15 protein-coding genes are annotated in these 16,830 nt (G+C 75.6%); 5 read left to right on the forward strand and 10 right to left on the reverse strand.

Features of this window, described 5'->3' with window-relative positions:
* Positions 1–180 precede the first annotated feature (180 nt).
* Positions 181–690, reverse strand: a complete 510-nt coding sequence (locus tag ACFO3M_RS13445; RefSeq protein WP_387989359.1) for a phosphohydrolase — start codon at positions 688–690, stop codon at positions 181–183.
* A 197-nt stretch (positions 691–887) separates the two neighbouring features.
* Positions 888–1,394, reverse strand: coding sequence for a single-stranded DNA-binding protein (locus ACFO3M_RS13450; protein ID WP_387989362.1), 507 nt, complete (start codon positions 1,392–1,394; stop codon positions 888–890).
* Between the two features lie 148 nt (positions 1,395–1,542).
* Here ACFO3M_RS13450 and recD2 point away from each other — a divergent pair, with 148 nt between their 5' ends.
* From recD2 to ACFO3M_RS13470, 4 genes are all read left to right on the forward strand, one after another.
* Entirely contained in the window at positions 1,543–3,783 is a 2,241-nt protein-coding gene (gene recD2 / locus ACFO3M_RS13455) for an SF1B family DNA helicase RecD2 (protein WP_387989365.1), read from the forward strand.
* 101 nt (positions 3,784–3,884) lie between these two features.
* Complete coding sequence (locus tag ACFO3M_RS13460; protein ID WP_387989368.1) at positions 3,885–5,360, forward strand: hypothetical protein; 1,476 nt, start codon at positions 3,885–3,887, stop codon at positions 5,358–5,360.
* Positions 5,361–5,426: 66 nt separating this feature from the next.
* Positions 5,427–6,476, forward strand: a complete 1,050-nt coding sequence (locus ACFO3M_RS13465) for a PD-(D/E)XK nuclease family protein (RefSeq protein ID WP_387989371.1) — start codon at positions 5,427–5,429, stop codon at positions 6,474–6,476.
* Between the two features lie 73 nt (positions 6,477–6,549).
* Positions 6,550–6,816, forward strand: a complete 267-nt coding sequence (locus ACFO3M_RS13470; protein ID WP_387989374.1) for a hypothetical protein — start codon at positions 6,550–6,552, stop codon at positions 6,814–6,816.
* A gap of 3 nt (positions 6,817–6,819) precedes the next feature.
* Here ACFO3M_RS13470 and ACFO3M_RS13475 read toward each other — a convergent pair whose 3' ends face one another.
* The 7 genes from ACFO3M_RS13475 to ACFO3M_RS13505 all read right to left on the reverse strand — a co-directional run bounded on the left by ACFO3M_RS13475 (position 6,820) and on the right by ACFO3M_RS13505 (position 13,621).
* Positions 6,820–8,100 carry a class I SAM-dependent methyltransferase gene (locus ACFO3M_RS13475; RefSeq protein ID WP_387989377.1) on the reverse strand — a complete coding sequence of 427 codons (1,281 nt, stop codon included), beginning with the start codon at positions 8,098–8,100 and terminating at the stop codon, positions 6,820–6,822.
* A 124-nt stretch (positions 8,101–8,224) separates the two neighbouring features.
* Positions 8,225–9,637: an adenylate/guanylate cyclase domain-containing protein gene (locus ACFO3M_RS13480; RefSeq protein WP_387989380.1), complete on the reverse strand. Its 1,413-nt coding sequence runs from the start codon at positions 9,635–9,637 to the stop codon at positions 8,225–8,227.
* A 350-nt stretch (positions 9,638–9,987) separates the two neighbouring features.
* Positions 9,988–10,479 (reverse strand): DUF5313 family protein, encoded by a 492-nt coding sequence (locus ACFO3M_RS13485; RefSeq protein ID WP_387989382.1) that lies wholly within the window; start codon positions 10,477–10,479, stop codon positions 9,988–9,990.
* Between the two features lie 76 nt (positions 10,480–10,555).
* Entirely contained in the window at positions 10,556–11,068 is a 513-nt protein-coding gene (locus tag ACFO3M_RS13490; RefSeq protein ID WP_387989385.1) for a MarR family winged helix-turn-helix transcriptional regulator, read from the reverse strand.
* 182 nt (positions 11,069–11,250) lie between these two features.
* Entirely contained in the window at positions 11,251–11,904 is a 654-nt protein-coding gene (locus tag ACFO3M_RS13495; RefSeq protein ID WP_387989388.1) for a hypothetical protein, read from the reverse strand.
* 299 nt (positions 11,905–12,203) lie between these two features.
* On the reverse strand, positions 12,204–13,214 hold the full coding sequence (locus tag ACFO3M_RS13500; protein ID WP_387989390.1) for an amidohydrolase family protein: 1,011 nt from the start codon (positions 13,212–13,214) through the stop codon (positions 12,204–12,206).
* Positions 13,211–13,621 carry a metal-sulfur cluster assembly factor gene (locus tag ACFO3M_RS13505; protein ID WP_387989393.1) on the reverse strand — a complete coding sequence of 137 codons (411 nt, stop codon included), beginning with the start codon at positions 13,619–13,621 and terminating at the stop codon, positions 13,211–13,213. Before ACFO3M_RS13505 ends, ACFO3M_RS13500 begins: the two co-directional genes overlap by 4 nt.
* 326 nt (positions 13,622–13,947) lie before the next feature.
* On the opposite strand from ACFO3M_RS13505, the gene ACFO3M_RS13510 reads away from it, so the two are divergent.
* Entirely contained in the window at positions 13,948–16,095 is a 2,148-nt protein-coding gene (locus tag ACFO3M_RS13510; protein WP_387989396.1) for a DEAD/DEAH box helicase, read from the forward strand.
* Positions 16,096–16,148: 53 nt separating this feature from the next.
* Here ACFO3M_RS13510 and ACFO3M_RS13515 read toward each other — a convergent pair whose 3' ends face one another.
* Positions 16,149–16,769 carry an iron-containing redox enzyme family protein gene (locus ACFO3M_RS13515; RefSeq protein WP_387989399.1) on the reverse strand — a complete coding sequence of 207 codons (621 nt, stop codon included), beginning with the start codon at positions 16,767–16,769 and terminating at the stop codon, positions 16,149–16,151.
* Positions 16,770–16,830: the final 61 nt, after the last annotated feature.

Consider the following 16,830-nt stretch of genomic DNA (forward strand, 5'->3'; position numbering starts at 1 on the left):
TGGTACTGCCCCGGAGACGGGGTGGGAGAGTAGGACGCCGCCGGACAACCATTCACAGGAAGGGCCCCCCACCACCACGGTGCGGGGCCCTTCCGGCATTCCTCAGAAGAGCGCGGGGGCAGGACCGCGTGGCTGCAGCGGCTTCGCTGCTGCGTCCTGACGAAATCCTCGCCGATGTCCTCACACGAGGACGCGCCGGCCGTGGACGGGGTCCGCGGCCTCGGCCGCGAGCAGGATCCGCCGCGCAGGCCGGTACCGGCCCTCCCGCAGGCTGCGCGCCCGGGCCGGGTCGGTGGCTGCCTGCTGGGCGGCGGCCGCGAGCAGGTGCTGGTTCTCGGCCAGCTTGACCAGGCGGCCGAGCGGGTGCGCCGCACACCGCCGGATGAGGCCGGCGATGTAGGGCTCGCCCGGACGGGGCGTCACGGCGTCGATCGCCTCGACGACGACCGCCGGGACACCCAGGGCGAGCAGCCGGGGCAGGTCGTAGCGGCGGGCGGGATCGGGATGGTCCGCGGTCGTCCGGGCGACGTCCTGCAGCACGCCGGCCATCTCCGCCTCCGGCCCGTACGGCCGCAGCGACTCGGCGATCGGTCGCAGACGCGCCAGGTAGAGGTCCCGGCCGAGCTCGTCGGTCTGCCCCTCGTGGGCGGCCAGGGCGAGGAGGTGGGCGTCGGGAACGGTGAACGCCACGGGTCCGAGGCTAGGCGGTGCCCGGCGCGCCGGGTCCCCGTGCGCGCCGTGTCGGTCGGCGCTCCGACGGGATCACAGCCGCACGTGGTCGACGGAGCCCGCCCGGGCCCGCGCTCGAGGCAGCGGGCCCGGGCGAGCCGGGCGCCGGGACGGTGCCGGCCCCGGGGTCAGGGACCGCGAAGCCGGCACCGTCCCGGTCAGAACGGCGGCTCCTCCTCGGCGAAGCCGCCGACCGGCGCCGCGGCCCAGGGATCGGGCGAGCTGCCCCGGCCGGCACCGTTGCGGACCTCCCGGGGACCCTGTCCGCCACCGGGACCCCCAACGGGACCGTCCCCGGAGCGGGCGACCTTGGCGACGGTCGCCGTCGCGTACCGCAGCGACGGGCCGATCTCGTCGACCTCGAGCTCGATGACGGTGCGCTTCTCGCCCTCCTTGGTCTCGAAGGACCGCTGCTTGAGGCGCCCCTGCGCCATGACCCGGGAGCCGCGGGTCAGCGACCCCGCGACGTTCTCGGCCATCTGGCGCCAGCAGCTGCAGCGCAGGAAGAGCGCGTCGCCGTCCTTCCACTCCTGGGTCTGGCGGTCCAGGGTGCGGGGGGTCGAGGCGATGGTGAAGTCGGCAACCGCCGCTCCCGAGGGCGTGAAACGCAGCTCGGGGTCGCTGGTCAGGTTGCCGATGACGGTGATGACAGTGTCGCCGGCCATGATCCGGTCCTCCGTGTTGTCAGTGCATCGCTCAGGTGAGCGTCCGGAGGTTACGAGCACCGTCCGACAGTTCTGTGCGCTCCGCGGATTTCGTCATCGGGTGGTGTGACGATCGGGGGAGGACGGCGGAGCAGCGAGGGGACGGCGAGTGGCAGAGGCGCGGACGGGGGCGGTCCTGGAGGCGACGCTGGAGCGGATCACGTTCGCGAACGCCCAGACCGGCTACACCGTGGCCCGGGTCGACACCGGGCGCGGAGGTGACCTGGTCACCGTGGTGGGCTCGTTGCTCGGCGCCCAGCCGGGGGAGACGCTGCAGCTGCGCGGTCGCTGGGGCGCGCACCCCCAGTACGGCCGCCAGTTCCAGGTCGAGGACTACACGACCGTGCTGCCGGCCACGGTGCAGGGCATCCGGCGCTACCTCGGCTCAGGGCTGGTCAAGGGGATCGGCCCGCGCCTGGCGGCGCAGATCGTCGACCACTTCGGGGCCGACGCGCTGCGGGTGATCGAGGAGCAGCCGGCCCGGCTGGCCGAGGTGCCCAAGCTCGGCCCCAAGCGCACCCGGCTGATCACCGAGGCCTGGGAGGAGCAGCGGGCCATCAAGGAGGTGATGGTCTTCCTGCAGGGCGTCGGGGTCTCCACCTCGCTCGCCGTGCGCATCTACAAGCAGTACGGCGGCGCCTCGATCGGCGTCGTCCGCACGGAGCCCTACCGCCTGGCCGCCGAGGTCTGGGGCATCGGCTTCAAGACGGCCGACACGATCGCCGCCGCGGTCGGCATCCCGCACGACAGCACCCAGCGGGTGGAGGCGGGCCTGCAGTTCGTGCTCTCGGAGGCGACCGGGCAGGGCCACTGCTTCCTCCCCGAGCCGGAGCTCATGGCCCGCGCGGTCGAGATGCTGCAGGTCCCCGCCGACCTGGTGCGCCACTGCCTGGCCCTGCTGGTCGCGGACCAGGGACTGATCCGCGACGAGCTGCCCGGCGCGCACGGCGCCCCGCCCACCGTGGCCCACTACCTCGTCCCCTTCCACCGGGCCGAGGTCTCCCTCGCCGCCGGGCTGCGGAGGCTGGCCACCGCGGCCGAGGACCGCATGCCGGCCTTCGCCACCGTCGACTGGGACGCCGCGCTGGCCTGGCTGCACCGGCGCACCGGCGTCGAGCTCGCGCCCGGCCAGCGGGACGCCGTCCGGCTGGCCCTGACCGAGCGGCTCGCCGTCCTCACCGGCGGACCCGGCTGCGGCAAGAGCTTCACGGTGCGCTCGATCGTCACCCTCGCGAAGGCCAAGGGCGCGCGGATCGTGCTGGCGGCACCGACCGGCCGGGCGGCGAAGCGGCTCACCGAGCTGACCGGGGTCGAGGCGGTGACCGTCCACCGGCTGCTGGAGCTGCGCCCCGGCGGCGACGCCGCCTACGACCGGGACCGGCCGCTCGACGCCGACCTGGTCGTCGTCGACGAGTCCTCGATGCTGGACCTGCTGCTGGCCAACAAGCTGGTGCGGGCGGTCCCGCCGGGCGCGCACCTGCTCCTGGTCGGCGACGTCGACCAGCTGCCGTCGGTCGGCGCCGGCGAGGTGCTGCGCGACCTGCTCGCCGAGGGCACCCCGGTGCCGCACGTGCGCCTGACGCAGGTCTTCCGGCAGGCCAGCCGGTCCGGCGTGGTGACCAACGCCCACCGGATCAACGCCGGCACCCCGCCGCAGGTGCAGGGCCTCGACGACTTCTTCCTGTTCCCCACCGACGACGCCGAGGAGGCCGCCCGGCTCACCGTGGACGTCGTCACCCGGCGGATCCCGGCCCGGTTCGGCCTCGACCCGCGCCGCGACGTCCAGGTGCTCACCCCGGTGCACCGCGGCCCCGCCGGGGCCGCCGGGCTCAACGAGCTGCTGCAGGAGGCGCTCACCCCGGCGCGGCCCGACCGCGCGGAGAAGCGTTTCGGCGGGCGGGTGTTCCGCGTCGGGGACAAGGTCACCCAGGTCCGCAACGACTACGACAAGGGCCGCAATGGCGTCTTCAACGGCACCCAGGGCGTCGTCACCGCGATCGACCCGGTGGACCAGAAGGTCACCGTGGTCACCGACGAGGACGAGGCGATCGAGTACGACTTCGCCGAGCTCGACGAGCTGGTGCACGCCTACGCGGTCACCGTGCACCGCTCGCAGGGCAGCGAGTACCCGTGCGTCGTCGTCCCGCTGACCACCAGCGCCTGGATGATGCTGCAGCGCAACCTGCTCTACACCGCGGTCACCCGGGCCAAGCAGCTCGTCGTGCTGGTCGGCTCGCCCCGGGCGCTGGCCCAGGCCGTGCGGGCCGCCGGCTCCGGGCGCCGGCACACCGCCCTCGCCCACCGGCTGCGCGGCCGGGTGTCCTCCGACGACGGCCCGGACCAGGACTGACGCGGTTCCCGGGACGGGGTGTCAAGTCGACACGCCGTTTTGTCGGTACCCCTCCGTAGGTTCGGGATCGACATCTTCCCCGTGTCATCAAGGAGTCCGACATGGCCGTCCCTGGCCTCAAGACCCGCAAGCCCACCGGCCGCGTGCCGTGGCCGTGCATCCTCCTCGAGGGCGAGGAGAAGGCAGGAAAGAGCTGGGCGCTGGCCCAGTTCAGCAGCAGTGACCGGATCGGCGCGCTCTACTGGATCGACCTCAACGAGGGCGCCGGTGACGAGTACGGCGCGATCCCCGGTGCGAGGTACCAGCTCATCGAGCACGACGGCTCCTACGCCGCGGTGCTCGCCGCCGTCCAGGCGGTCAAGGCCGAGGCCCGCCGCGCCTCCGACGCCGGCGAGCCCCCGGTCGTGCTCGGCATCGACACCGGCTCGGCGATCTGGGACGGCCTCAAGGACTGGGCCAGCGAGCGCGCCGCGAAGTCCGCCCGCAACCGCGAGCTGCTCAAGCGCGACCCCAACGCCGAGGTGACGATCAGCCAGAACCTGTGGAACGACGCCGGCGCCCGCTGGCGCAAGCTGCAGACCGAGCTGCTCACCTTCCCGGGGATCGTCGTCGTGACCGCCCGCGGCAAGGAGGTCACCGAGGTCGACAGCAACGGCCGCCCGATCGAGGGGCAGAAGACCTGGTCGGTGCAGACCCACCGGGAGTTCCCGTACGCGGCGAGCGTGTGGATGCGGCTGCGCCGCGGCCGCCGGCCGCTGATCGTCGGCGCGCGCAGCGTGCACGTGGGCATCAAGCCCAACGACGACCCGGCCCGCGAGGTCACCGACCCGAAGGCCTCCGGCCGGCTGCTGGAGTGGCTGGTGTTCGACGCGCTCAAGTGCGACCCGGGCACCGCGCACGTGCGCGACCTCGTCTCCTTCCACGGCGGCGGGCTGCTCGACCACGAGCGCACCGAGGAGGCGCAGCAGGCCCGCCCGGCCGCCCGGGCCGGCGGGCGGGGCGAGCCGGACGCCGCCGACCTGGTCGCGCGGATCGACGACGCCCGCGACGACGACGAGCTGCGCGCGGTCTGGACCGAGGCCAACCGCAACGGCCTGCTGCAGGCCGACGTCCCCACCGCCGGCGGCTCGTACACGGTCGCGGAGCTGATCCGCGCCCGGCACGAGCAGCTGGTCGAGGCGTCGGTGGAGGCCCACCCCGCCGGCCGGCGCCGGGTCGCGGCCGGCGACCCGTCGGTCCCGCAGACGCCCGCCGCGGTGCTGCAGGCCGCCCAGGCCGCGGCGGCGGCCGCGCAGGCCGCCGTCTCGGCGCCCCGGCCCGACGCCGAGGAGGCCGCGCCGGCGAACCCGCTGCTGGAGTCCTCGCCGACCCCGGACGACCCGCGGGAGCGGCGGAACACCGCGGCCCGCCGGGGCGTGCTGGCCAGCCTGGAGAGCCTGGGCGTGACCGACGAGCAGATCGGCGCCCGGTTCGGCCGGTCCGTCGAGCACGTGGCCACCAAGCGGCTGACCGCACTGGTGCGCGCGGTCATCGCCGAGCGCCGGGACGGCGACGACGGTCGTGCGGACGTCGCCTGAGCCGCGGGACGGAGCGGGGCCGGTCCACCCGGCCCCGCTCCGCCGCCTCCTCCGGGAGGCGGGACGGTGACCGCCGTGCTGCCCGCGCGCCCCAGCGCCGCCGAGCGGCGGGCCGCGCCCAGCCTGGCCGCGGCGGTCCGGGACCTCGACAGCCGCCGGGCCCGCTCCCGGCAGCGGATGATCGGCGCCTCCGAGGTCGGCGAGTGCCGCCGCCGGGCGGCCTACCGGATCGCCCGCCGCCGCCCCACCAACGCCCGCGCCGGGCTGCAGGCCTTCATCGGCACCGAGCTGCACCGCGGGGTGCTCCGGGCGCTGCGCCGCCAGTACGGCGGGCTGACCGAGGTGGGCCTGCGGGGCGAGCAGGTCAAGGGCCGCTGCGACTGGTGGCACGAGCCGGTGGTGGAGGACCTCAAGACGACGTCGCGGTTCGGCTTCGAGCGGGTCCTCACCCGCGGCGTGCCGGTCCGGCACTGGTTCCAGGTGGCCCTCTACGGGTGGCTGCTGCGCACCGGGCAGACCGCCGACCGGCGGCTGCCGTCGGGGGACGGGCAGGACGTCGAGGGCCTGCGGATCCGCTACCTGTCCCGCGACTCCGGCGAGGACGTCGTCTTCGAGGCCGACCACGACCCGGCGCTGACCGCCGAGGCGCTCATGTGGCTGACCGACGTCTACGCCACCGTGGAGGAGGACGGCGTCGACGCCGTCCCGCGCGACGGGTTCGGGCCCGGCGTGGACGGGATGTGCGACTGGTGCCCGTTCCTCGACCTGTGCTGGGGGCCGCCGGTGGACCCCGAGACGGAGGGCGAGGTGTCCCGCCAGTCCCGGCTGACGGTCACCGACGCCGACTACGTGGAGGCCGTCCACGACTACGACGCCTGGCGGGCGGCGGAGAACGAGGCGCGGCGCCACAAGGAGTTCGCCCGCGAGCGGCTGCGGGGCCGCTCCGGGCCGGCCGGCGACCTGCACTGCGAGTGGTCCGGCGGCGGGATGCGCACGCAGGTCGACAAGGACGCCGCGGTCGAGCGGCTGGCCGAGCTCGGCGAGGTCGTGCCCACCCGGCGCACCCGCAGCGCGTCGACGATCCGGGTCACGCGGAACGGGATCCGGCCCGACTGAGGACCCGGTGGCGCGACGTCACCCCTCGGGTGCACCATCGAACACACGTTCGAAGAACATCCCGGAGGCACTGATGACCACCGTCCCGACGTCCCACCTGTCCGCCGGGGAGCCGGTCCTGACCGGCGACGTCATCGGCACCGACTTCGGCCTCCCGCTCGTCCGGCCGGTCAAGACCGCCCGCGGGGGCCGGGTCCGGGTGGTGCGCTCGCGCTGCCGGGCGCACGGCGGCGTCGTCGTCTGGTTCACCGACGGCACCAAGACCCCGCCGCTGCACGGGCGCACCGGCTGGATCCTCGCCGAGCCGGGTCCGGGGGCGCCGGCGCAGGACGTCGCCTGAGGCTCACACCCACGCGGTGCGCCGCAGTGGGGGCGGCGCGCCGCCGGGCCGCTGGGCGAGCACCTGGTCGACGCCCATGGTCCCCGCCTCGAACGCCAGGGCACACGCCGCCATGTACAGCCGCCACACCCGGGCGCGCCCTTCGCCGGCGGCGGCCACCGCCTCGTCCCAGTGCCGCTCCAGCCGGGCGACCCAGGCGCGCAGGGTCAGCGCGTAGTGCCGGCGCAGCGCCTCCACGTCGAGCACCTCCAGGCCGGCGTCCTCCAGCGCGCCGACGGTCTCCGCCAGGCCCAGCAGCTCCCCGTCGGGGAAGACGTAGCGGGCGATGAACGAGTCCGGGTCCGGCCGCCACCGCCCGTCGCGCCATGCGATGGCGTGGTTGAGCAGCCGGCCGCCGGGGCGCAGCAGGTCGCGCAGGTGCGCGGCGTACCCGGGCATCTGCTGCCGGCCGACGTGCTCGGCCATCCCGATCGAGGCGATCGCGTCGAACGGCCCGTCGGTGACCTCGCGGTAGTCCTGCACCCGCACCTCGACCCGGCCGGCCAGGCCCGCCTCCGCGACCCGCTCGCGCGCCAGGGCGGCCTGCTGGGCGGACAGCGTGACCCCGACGACGTCGGCGCCGTACCGGCGCGCGGCGTGCAACGCCAGGCCGCCCCACCCGCAGCCCACGTCGAGCACGCGCATCCCGGGCCGGAGCCCGAGCTTGCGGCAGACCAGGTCGAGCTTGGCCTCCTGGGCGGCGTCGAGGCCGGTGCGCTCGTCGGTCCACACCGCGCAGGAGTAGACCAGCGTGGGCCCGAGGACGAGGGCGTAGAAGTCGTTGCCGACGTCGTAGTGGTGGGCGATCGCGGCGGCGTCCCGGCCGCGGGAGTGGCGGAGCCCGGTCCCGCCGACGCGGGCCTCCTCCGCCGGCGGGGCCGGCGGCGGCCCGACGGCGCCCAGCCGGGCGGCGGTGCGCAGCAGCGCCCAGCGCGCGGACGGGCGCAGCGGCGGGGCCGGTTCCCCCTGTCCCCACGTCGCGAGCACGCCCAGCGCGGTGAGGGTGGCGAACACGTCGCCGGGGACGTCGATGTCGCCGGCGACGTAGGCGCGGGCCAGGCCGAGCTGGACCGGCGACCACAGGACCCGGCGGAACGCCCGCCGCGAGCGGACGACGACCACCGGTGCGCCCGCCGGGCCGGTCTCGCTGCCGTCCCAGGCCCGCAGCCGGACGGGCAACCCGTCGGCGCCGAGGAGCGTCGCCAGCGCGTGCGCCGCCCGGGGCGCCACCTCCCTCGTGCCCATGTCGGCTCCTCTCGCCGCGGCCACGTCGCCTGCGCCTCCCCCCGTGCAGGAGGCACCGTGCCAGCGGACCGCCCCGTCCCGCACCGGGTTCGACCACGCCGGGCGGGCCGCCCGTCCGGGCCGGTCAGCGCGCGGACCGGGCCGAGGAGGCGCCGCGCCTGCCGCCGGGCCGCGGGGCCGGGACGGCGGAGGTCCGCAGGGGGAGCTGTACGAGGTAGGCGTCCACCGCCGCGTCCCTGCCCTTGAGCTGCAGTCCCGTCACCGGCACGAGGTCGACCGCGCCCGGCAGCTGGTCGCGCGTCCCGGTGCCGACCAGGACGCCGCCGACCGGGGCGTGCTGCTGCAGCCGGGCCGCGACGTTCACGGTGTCCCCGACGGCGGGGTAGACCAGGTAGCCGCTGCCGCCCATCTCGCTGAACACGACCGGGCCGCTCTCGACGCCGATCCGCAGCCCCGGCCAGTCGGGGTGCTCGGCGCGGATCCGCGCCACCTCCGCCTGCAGCGCCGCGGCCGCCTCCACCGCGCGCAGTGCGTGGTCGGGCTGGTCCCCGGCGCGGTTGAACGTGGCGAACACGCCGTCGCCGGCGAACTTCTCCACCTCGCCGCCGAACCTCCGGGAGATCAGCGGCGCGGCCCGCTCGTAGTAGGCGCGCAGCATGGCCGCGACCTCCACCGCGTCGCGCCGGGCGGTGAAGGTGGTGAAGCCCGCCAGGTCGCCGACCAGGACGGACACCTCGCCGCGGTGCTCGCGCGTCGTCGGCAGGTAGAGGGTGCGGAAGCGCTCGTCGCGCCACTCGCGCCGCGCGGCGGCGAAGACCAGGAGGTAGGCGATGACGATCAGCGCGTGCCACACCCACCAGGCGGGGTGCCACTTGCGCTCGCCGGCCAGCGCCACCCCCACCAGGGCCTCCGCGAGCAGGCCGTAGCAGGCCACGACGCTGAAGAGCAGCAGCCCGAAGTGGCTCCGGTTGACCCACCAGAGGCGGACCGCCGCCAGCAGGTAGAGGAGCGCGCCGACCGCCGCGGCCGCCGTGAGCGCGACGTGCTCCCCGCCCTCGGCGCTCACCTGCTGCAGCGGCGGCCACTCGGCCACCGACCACAGCCCCCAGACGACGATCGACCCGAGGACGGCGCCGCGCAGCGCCCGCCGGTGGCGCGCCACCCACGCCTCGGCCGGGGGCCGAGCGTCCACCAGCGCCGAGGCCGCGGCGAAGGGGGCGGCGACGAGCAGCCCGGTCGTGATGGCGACGGTGAAGCCGGGCAGCGCGTCGTGGGTGAGCACGTGCTGGGTGCCGACGGCGTGCAGCGCCATGAAGCCGCTGGTCGCGAGGAACGCCAGGGACAGGAGCAGGACGCGGGCGTCCCCGCGCCGGCGGGCCGCCTCCCCGGCGACCAGCGACAGGCTGGCCGCCACGGCCCCGACGGTCAGGAAGACGGAGAAGTGCAGCGCCGGCCCGGTCCAGTGCAGCCCCTCGAAGTCGCTGCGCAGCAGGAACACCAGCCCGACCAGGGGGAGGGCCATCGCGACCAGCAGCATCGCCGCGACCGTCGGCCGGCGTCCGTGGACGGCGATCAGGTGGGCGAGGGTGCCGGGTGTGGTCCGCCCCGCGCCCGCGAGTGCCGGGGCGACGTCCTCCCGGCGGTGACGGAGTGGGGACCCGGTCGCGGGGTCGCGGTGCCGGCCGCTCACCGCACGTCCCCGGGACGGGCACGAGGACGGCTGCGCCGCGGGGGCTCCTCCCGGAGCCGGCGGCGTGCGCTCCCGGCCGACGTGGCCGGCGCCGAGGCCACGGAGGGCAGTGTGCTCCCGGGAAGGGGGCGGGCACCAGCACTGCGGTACCCGCCGTCGACCGGAGCCGCCGGTCAGTGCACCCGGCGGCTGCGCACCTAGCGGCCCGTCCGGTCGCGGTAGCGGGCGGCGCGCCGGGCCGCCGCGGCCTGGCGGCGCTGCCGGTCGCGCTGCTCGCGCGCCTCCCACCGGGCCTCGCGGTGGGCGGCGGCGGTGCCGACCGGGTAGCCGGCCTTGACCACGCGGTTCTCGGTCGCCTCCACCATGTAGGCCAGCGAGTAGACCATCCCCAGCGCGATGCCCCCGCCGGCCGCCGCCAGCCGCAGCCCCCAGCCGGCCGGCAGCAGCAGCATGACCAGGGCGATGGGGACCGCCATCTGCACGAGGCTGCGCACGACGTGGCGCGCCCACCAGGTGCTCGTCGTCGTGTCGAACAGGACCCAGCCGCGGTTGCGCCGGGGGAGTCCGCCGCCGAGGGCGTACCACAGCCACCGGTGGGGGGCGGGGCGGACGACGGGGTCGGCCGGCGCGGCGGACGTCGGGCTGGGCTGGGTCATGTCGGTGGTGTGCTCCTGCTCGGTGACGGCCACGCCTCCATCATCCCCCGGATCCCATGGGGCACCAAGCATTGGTGGACCATGTGTCGGACTCGACAGTCGGGGCGGTTCACGCTCGATCGCGGGCGGCCAGCGCCTCCTGCGAGGCGGCGATCACCCGGGCGAGGGCCCCGTGCAGGCTCACCAGCTCCTCGAGGGGCATGCCGAGACGCTCGACGACGCCGGCCGGGATCGCCTCGGCCCGGGCACGCAGCGCCAGCCCCTCCTCGGTCAGCGCGAGCGCCAGGTTGCGCTGGTCCGCGGGGTCGCGCTCACGGCGCAGCAGGCCGGCCGTCTCGAGCCGCTTGAGCAGGGGGGAGAGGGTGCCGGGGTCGAGCTGCAGCAGCCCCGACAGCCGCTTCACCGACAGCGACCCGTGCTGCCACAGCGCGAGCATCACCAGGTACTGCGGATGGGTCAGGCCCAGCGGTTCGAGGACGGGACGGTAGACGGCGACCACGTTGCGCGCGGCCACCGAGAGCGCGAAGCACACCTGCCGGTCGAGGGCGAGCACGTCCTCGGAGGCGAGGGCGCGCAGGTCCTCGGACCCGGCGGGAGCCTGCGGCGTCTGGCTCGTGGTCACCCCGCCAGGGTAGGACGTTGGGGCACCAACGGTTCGGCCGCCAACGGGTTCCCGGTCACTCCCGGCAGCGCAGGGGCGGCGCGCCGGCCCGTGGTGCGGGAGGTGCCGTGCGGGCCCGGCGCCACCTCGACGTCGTGCCCGGCCCGCGACTGCCGGGCGCCCACCGCCCGGCGCGCCCGCCGTCAGTCCGCGCAGAGCGTGGTCACCCGGACGGCCCCGACGAACGGCGCCTCCCAGCGCCTGCGGAACTCGGTGACGTGCTGCTCGGTGGGGAAGTACACGGCGACGGCGTGCTCCGACCGGTCGCGGCCCAGCGCCTCTGCCGCCCCCTCGTCACACGCCAGCTCGCCCAGGCCGGCGCCCGGCCAGAGTTCCTGGACGTCGGCGAGGACCTGCTGGAGCGCGGGGTCGCCGGGTGCTCCGACGGCGACGTAGGCGGCCCAGAGGAGGGCGCCGTGCGTCGGGGTGGACTCGATCGGCCAGCCGGGGAGGCCCTCGGTCCCGTTGCCCGTGCCCTCGTCACCCGTGCCCTCGTCACCGGGGTCCTGGGGCGCCGAGGTCCCCGCGGCGGTGCCGTCGTCGTCGGCGGCGGTGGTGTCGTCCGCGGTGCCGTCGTCGTCCGCGGTGCCGTCGTCCGTGGTGGTGGTGCCGTCGTCGGTCGTGGTGCCGTCGTCGGTCGCGTCGGCCGGTGCCGGCGGCGGGGTCGCGGACGCCTCGACGGAGGGGCTCGCGGAGCTGCCGGTGGTCGGAGAGGCCGTGCCGTCCGCTCCGCCCGAGCAGCCGGCCAGCAGCAGGGCGCCGGTGAGGAGCGACGACACGAGCGCGGAGCGGTTCACGGGGACCTCCTCGGATCTGAGGCCGTGAGGATCGACAGTCCGCGCAGGCGTCACCAGGGGGACCGTGCGTCCGCTGTCGCCGAAGTCCCGGTGCCGGGTGCACGACACCTGCCAGTTCCGCGGCGTGGTCTCCCGGGTCCCCGGGCGAGTCGCTCACTCCGCCGTGAGCCGGGCACGGACGGTCACCGGACGAGGCGGCGGCAAGGAGCCCCGCGCGCACGCGCTCCCCGAGCACGGCGAGCCGCCGCGGCTGCCCGGCAGCGCCGCCGGCCGGATCGTCCTCCGTCCCCGACGCGGGATCAGTGCTGCTGGGGGCGGCCCAGCCGCGCCTTCGTCTCCTCCACGTCGAACCCGTGCAGGCGGAGCAGGTTCTCGCCGAGGATCTTCCGCTTGGCGACGTCCGTGAGCTGCGGATAGCCGTAGCCCTCGCACAGGTCCTGCGGGATGGAGAAGTCCATGAAGGCCCGCAGCGCCCACTGCGGGTGGAAGATCGGCGCCTCCGAGCCGTAGACGATCTTGTCCTCCCCGCACCAGAACAGCAGCTTGCCGAGGATCTCGGCGAACATCCGCGGCGCCCGGACGACGAAGTTGATCGTCGCCGCCAGCGAGGCGTACAGGTTGGGCCAGCGGATCAGCTGCCAGCAGGTCTCGTCGATGAACGGCAGCCCGACGTGGAAGATCACGAAGTTGATGTCCGGGAAGGCGGCCGCGGCGCCGTCCATGTCCCAGGTCTGGGTCGCCTCGACCGGCTGCGGCCCCAGCGGCACGCCCTTGTGCACGCCGATGAGGTTCACCCCGAGCTCCTGGGCCTTCTCGAACACCGGGAAGGCGACCCTCGGGTCGTCCATCCGCCACGGGAACGGGGAGCCGTAGTCGTAGCGGACGTTGTAGAACTTGAACGCCCTGGCGCCGAACTCGCCGACCTGGCGCTCCATCAGGTCCAGCGCCCGGCGTCCCTCGAGCGGGTTCACCGAGCCCCAGAACACCGTCCGGTCCGGGTCCCGCATCGCCAGTTCCGCGCACGTCTCCCACGGGGAGAGCCCGTCGCGGAACAGGTCGGTCAACGGCAGCGGCATCGCGGCCAGCATGTCGGTGTCCGACTGCTCGTAGACCATCTGCCGGATGTCGGCCGGCGTCCACTCCCGGAGGAACTCCTCCGCCGACAGCGTCGGCTCGCCGTCCGGGGTCAGCGTCGTGTGGAAGGCGTACAGGTGGTTGGCGAACATCTGCCCCGGTGACCCGAACGCGTTCTTGGCCGTGAAGTTGAACGGGTGCGCGACCCCGTCGAACACGAATGCGTCGCCGATCATGGTCGTCCTCCTGGGCTGGGGCCGAGCGGCCGGGAGCGGTGGGCGGTGAGGAAGGCGTCGCGGTCGGGGACGGCGACGGGGTCGGGGAGGGACCGCAGCCGGCGGGCGGCCGCGGGGGAGAGCCGGTCGGTCGTCCAGGCCTCGTCCCAGACGACCTCCACCTCGCAGGTCTCGACGCCGGGCTGCTGCCGGATCGCCGTCTCGACGTCGCTGACCACCCGGGCGGCGAACGGGCACCAGCCCGAGGTGAGCAGCAGCTCGACCCGGACGTGGCCGTCGCGGACGTCGACCGACCGGAGCAGGCCCATGTCGACGACGGAGATGCCCTTCTCCCGGCAGCAGGGGTCGAACACGGTGGACAGCGCGCGGGCGGCCCACCCGGGCACCGCGGGGGACGGCTGCGTCATCCCGCCATGGTGTGACCTGCGTCACGGTCGGACCAGGGGTTCGGCCACGACCGGTCCCGTCCGGCCGGCTGGGGAGGGCCCGGGAACAGCGCGGCTCCCCGGGTGTTGACACCATGGAGGCCCCGCCCCCGGGACCGGAGCGGGTCGCCCGACGGCGACCTCCCGCCGGCCGGGGCTCCCGGGCCGCCGTCCGCGGTCCCCGGGCGCCCTCGGGCGCCCCGCCCGACGCGGGGCACCGGACCCCGTCCGGAGCGTCCCCGCTCCGGCCGCGGGACCGTGCGCGACGCTGCCGCGGCGACCGTGCCCGGCACTGCAGAGGAGGATCCTTGGCTCGACCAGGCCAGCGCCAGTCAGGCGCTCGCCGCAGCGCCCCGCGCGACCAGCGGCGGGGCCGCCGTGACGACGACGTCGTCGCGGTGCTCGCCCGCACCGTCCGGGACGTGGAGGCGGCCGCCCGGCGCGGGCGCGTGACGCCCTCCGTGCGCACGCGGTTCCAGGCCGTCGCGCTGCTGCTGCGCGACGAGCGCGCCCGCGTCCGCGCGGACACGGGCCTCAGCGACGGCCGCCGGAGCGAGCAGCTCAAGCGCCTGGACGGCGTGGCGACCATCCTCGCGACGACCGCCGTCCGCGACGCCGGGCTGCTGGCGCTGCTCGGCGAGGACGCCGTCGTCTCCGACGCGGCCCGGTCGCTCGTGCGCGAGATGCAGAAGGCCGCCGGTGTCGAGCCGGTCGTCGAGGAGGCCGCGCCGGCCGACGTCCCGGACGAGCCCGCCACCCCCCAGCGCCGCGCCGTGCCGCAGTCGGTCATCTCCCGGCAGCTGGCCAACCCGTTCCTCGCCCCGGACTTCTCCGCCGCCGCCCCGCGCGCCCCGCGCCCTCGCCGCCTGGCCGGCTGGGAGCTGCTCGGCCCGCTGCTGACCTCCTTCGAGCGCGCCGGCGGCGGGGCCCCGGCGTGCATGGACCTGCCCTTCCCGACGAACCGCTTCACCCCGGCCGGGCTGGAGCTGATGCCGCACCAGGGGCAGCTGGTCGCCGCGGCCGCGGCCGGGCACCGGACCTTCCTGCTCGCCGACGAGCCCGGCCTGGGCAAGACCGCGCAGGCGCTGCTCGCCGCGGAGGCGGCGGACGCCTACCCGCTGCTCGTCGTCGTGCCCAACGTCGTCAAGACCAACTGGGCGCGGGAGGCCGGCCGCTGGACGCCGCACCGCCCGGCCACCGTGGTGCAGGGCGACGGCGAGACGGTCGACGGCTTCGCCGACGTCGTCGTCGTCAACTACGAGGTCCTCGACCGCCACGTGGGCTGGCTCGGCGACTTCGGCTTCCGCGGGATGGTCGTCGACGAGGCGCACTTCATCAAGAACAAGACCTCGCAGCGCTCGCAGCACGTCCTCGCGCTGTCCGAGCGGATCCGGTCGCGCACCGTGCGGCCGCTGCTGATGGCCCTCACCGGCACCCCGCTGATCAACGACATCGAGGACTTCCGGGCCATCTGGCAGTTCCTCGGCTGGATCGACGACGCCAAGCCGCTCGGCGAGCTGATGGACGCGCTCGAGGACACCGGCCTGACGCCCGCGGACCGCGGCTTCTCCGCCGCCGCCCGGCAGTGCGTGATCGACCTGGGGATCGTGCGCCGCCGCAAGGTCGACGTCGCCGCCGACATCCCCGCCCGCCGCATCGCCGACCTCCCGGTCGAGCTGGACGGCGCAGCCGGCCGGTCGATCCGGGCGGCCGAGCAGGAGCTGGTCCGCCGGATGGTGCGGCAGTACGAGACCGCGCTCGCGGCGCGGACCTCCGGCGTCGTCGAGGGGATCGACGCCGACCTGGTGCGCCGGGTGGCCCGGTCCGAGCTGAAGGACGCCACCACCACGACCGGCGAGAACGTGTTCGGCATGATGCGGCGGATCGGCCGGGCGAAGGCCGGGCTGGCCGCCGACTACGCCGCCCAGCTGGCCCGCAGCGCCGGCAAGGTCGTCTTCTTCGCCAAGCACGTCGACGTCATGGACGCCGCCGAGGAGACCTTCGCCCGGCAGGGCGTGCGGTTCTCCTCCATCCGGGGCGACCAGACGCCGGCGGCGCGGCAGCGGGAGGTCGACGCGTTCGTCACCGACCCCGACGTCCACGTCGCGGTGTGCTCGCTGACCGCGGCGGGCGTGGGGCTGAACCTGCAGGTCGCGTCCAACGTCGTGCTCGCCGAGCTGTCGTGGACCGACGCCGAGCAGACCCAGGCGATCGACCGCAGCCACCGCATCGGCCAGACCGAGCCGGTCACCGCGTGGCGGATCATCGCCGCCCAGACCCTCGACGCGCGGATCGCCGAGCTGATCGACACCAAGGCGGGCCTCGCCGCCCGGGCGCTGGACGGCTCCGACGAGGAGGTGTCCTCGTCGGCGGACGTGCAGCTCGAGGCGCTGGTCGCCCTGCTCACCGACGCGCTGCGGACGTCGTCCGGGCAGGAGGAGGCCCTCGGCGCCTGACCGTCAGGAGCCCACGCGCACCGGACCGGCGCCGAGGGAGCCGCCGCCCCGGTTCAGAACCGGTCGAGCAGCTCCTGCTGCGCCAGGCTGAGCAGCTGCACGCTGGCCATGCCGCTGAGCCCGATCAGCGTCCGCTGCTGCCCGGACAACGGCAGGGCGTCCAGGAGGTCGTCCAGTTCCCGTCCGTGGTGCGGGTCCAGCTCGGCGTGCAGCAGGAGCGTCCGGAACGCCTCCGGTCCGTATCCGCTGACCGCCTGCATCCGGTCGATGTCCTGCCTCGCGGGCGGGTACCCCTCCAGCAGTGCGATGTAGCCGAGCAGCCCCACGGGGTGGACGTGGTGCACCCAGTAGTACTGGGACCCGACGAGCGCGGCGACCGGGGGCGACGGCACACGGGCGAGCACCCGGTCAGGAGGGACGCCGATGGCCTCCAGGTCGGCCAGGAGCCAGTCGTCGTGCCCGCGCTCCTCGGGGATGTGGTGCTCGAGGTAGTCCGCGAGCGGCGCGGCGACCGGGTCGTCCGGGAGGGCCCGGGCCGCGGTCAGGGCCGTCTCCATGAGGGGCACGCTCGCCCGGATCATGCCGTGCCACATGACGAGGAACTCGGGGTAGACGCCGTGCAACCCGGGGTGGTCGACGATCCGCCGGCTGGTCGCCACCGCGAGGGGCAGCACGAGTTCGAGTCTGCCGCGGAGCCGGCGGCTCTCCGCCGGCTCCGGGCCCGTCCCGCCGGGA

Origin of the sequence: Geodermatophilus arenarius (assembly GCF_042654585.1) — a bacterium.
Taxonomy (GTDB): Bacteria; Actinomycetota; Actinomycetes; order Mycobacteriales; family Geodermatophilaceae; genus Geodermatophilus; species Geodermatophilus arenarius.

Excerpts from the sequence above, each read along its gene's own strand:
- ACFO3M_RS13450 (WP_387989362.1), bottom strand. The coding sequence starts at position 1,394 with ATGGCCGGCGACACTGTCATCACCGTCATCGGCAACCTGACCAGCGAC.
- ACFO3M_RS13460 (WP_387989368.1), top strand. The coding sequence starts at position 3,885 with ATGGCCGTCCCTGGCCTCAAGACCCGCAAGCCCACCGGCCGCGTGCCG.
- ACFO3M_RS13470 (WP_387989374.1), top strand. The coding sequence starts at position 6,550 with ATGACCACCGTCCCGACGTCCCACCTGTCCGCCGGGGAGCCGGTCCTG.
- ACFO3M_RS13475 (WP_387989377.1), bottom strand. The coding sequence starts at position 8,100 with ATGGGCACGAGGGAGGTGGCGCCCCGGGCGGCGCACGCGCTGGCGACG.
- ACFO3M_RS13480 (WP_387989380.1), bottom strand. The coding sequence starts at position 9,637 with ATGCTGCTGGTCGCGATGGCCCTCCCCCTGGTCGGGCTGGTGTTCCTG.
- ACFO3M_RS13500 (WP_387989390.1), bottom strand. The coding sequence starts at position 13,214 with ATGATCGGCGACGCATTCGTGTTCGACGGGGTCGCGCACCCGTTCAAC.
- ACFO3M_RS13505 (WP_387989393.1), bottom strand. The coding sequence starts at position 13,621 with ATGACGCAGCCGTCCCCCGCGGTGCCCGGGTGGGCCGCCCGCGCGCTG.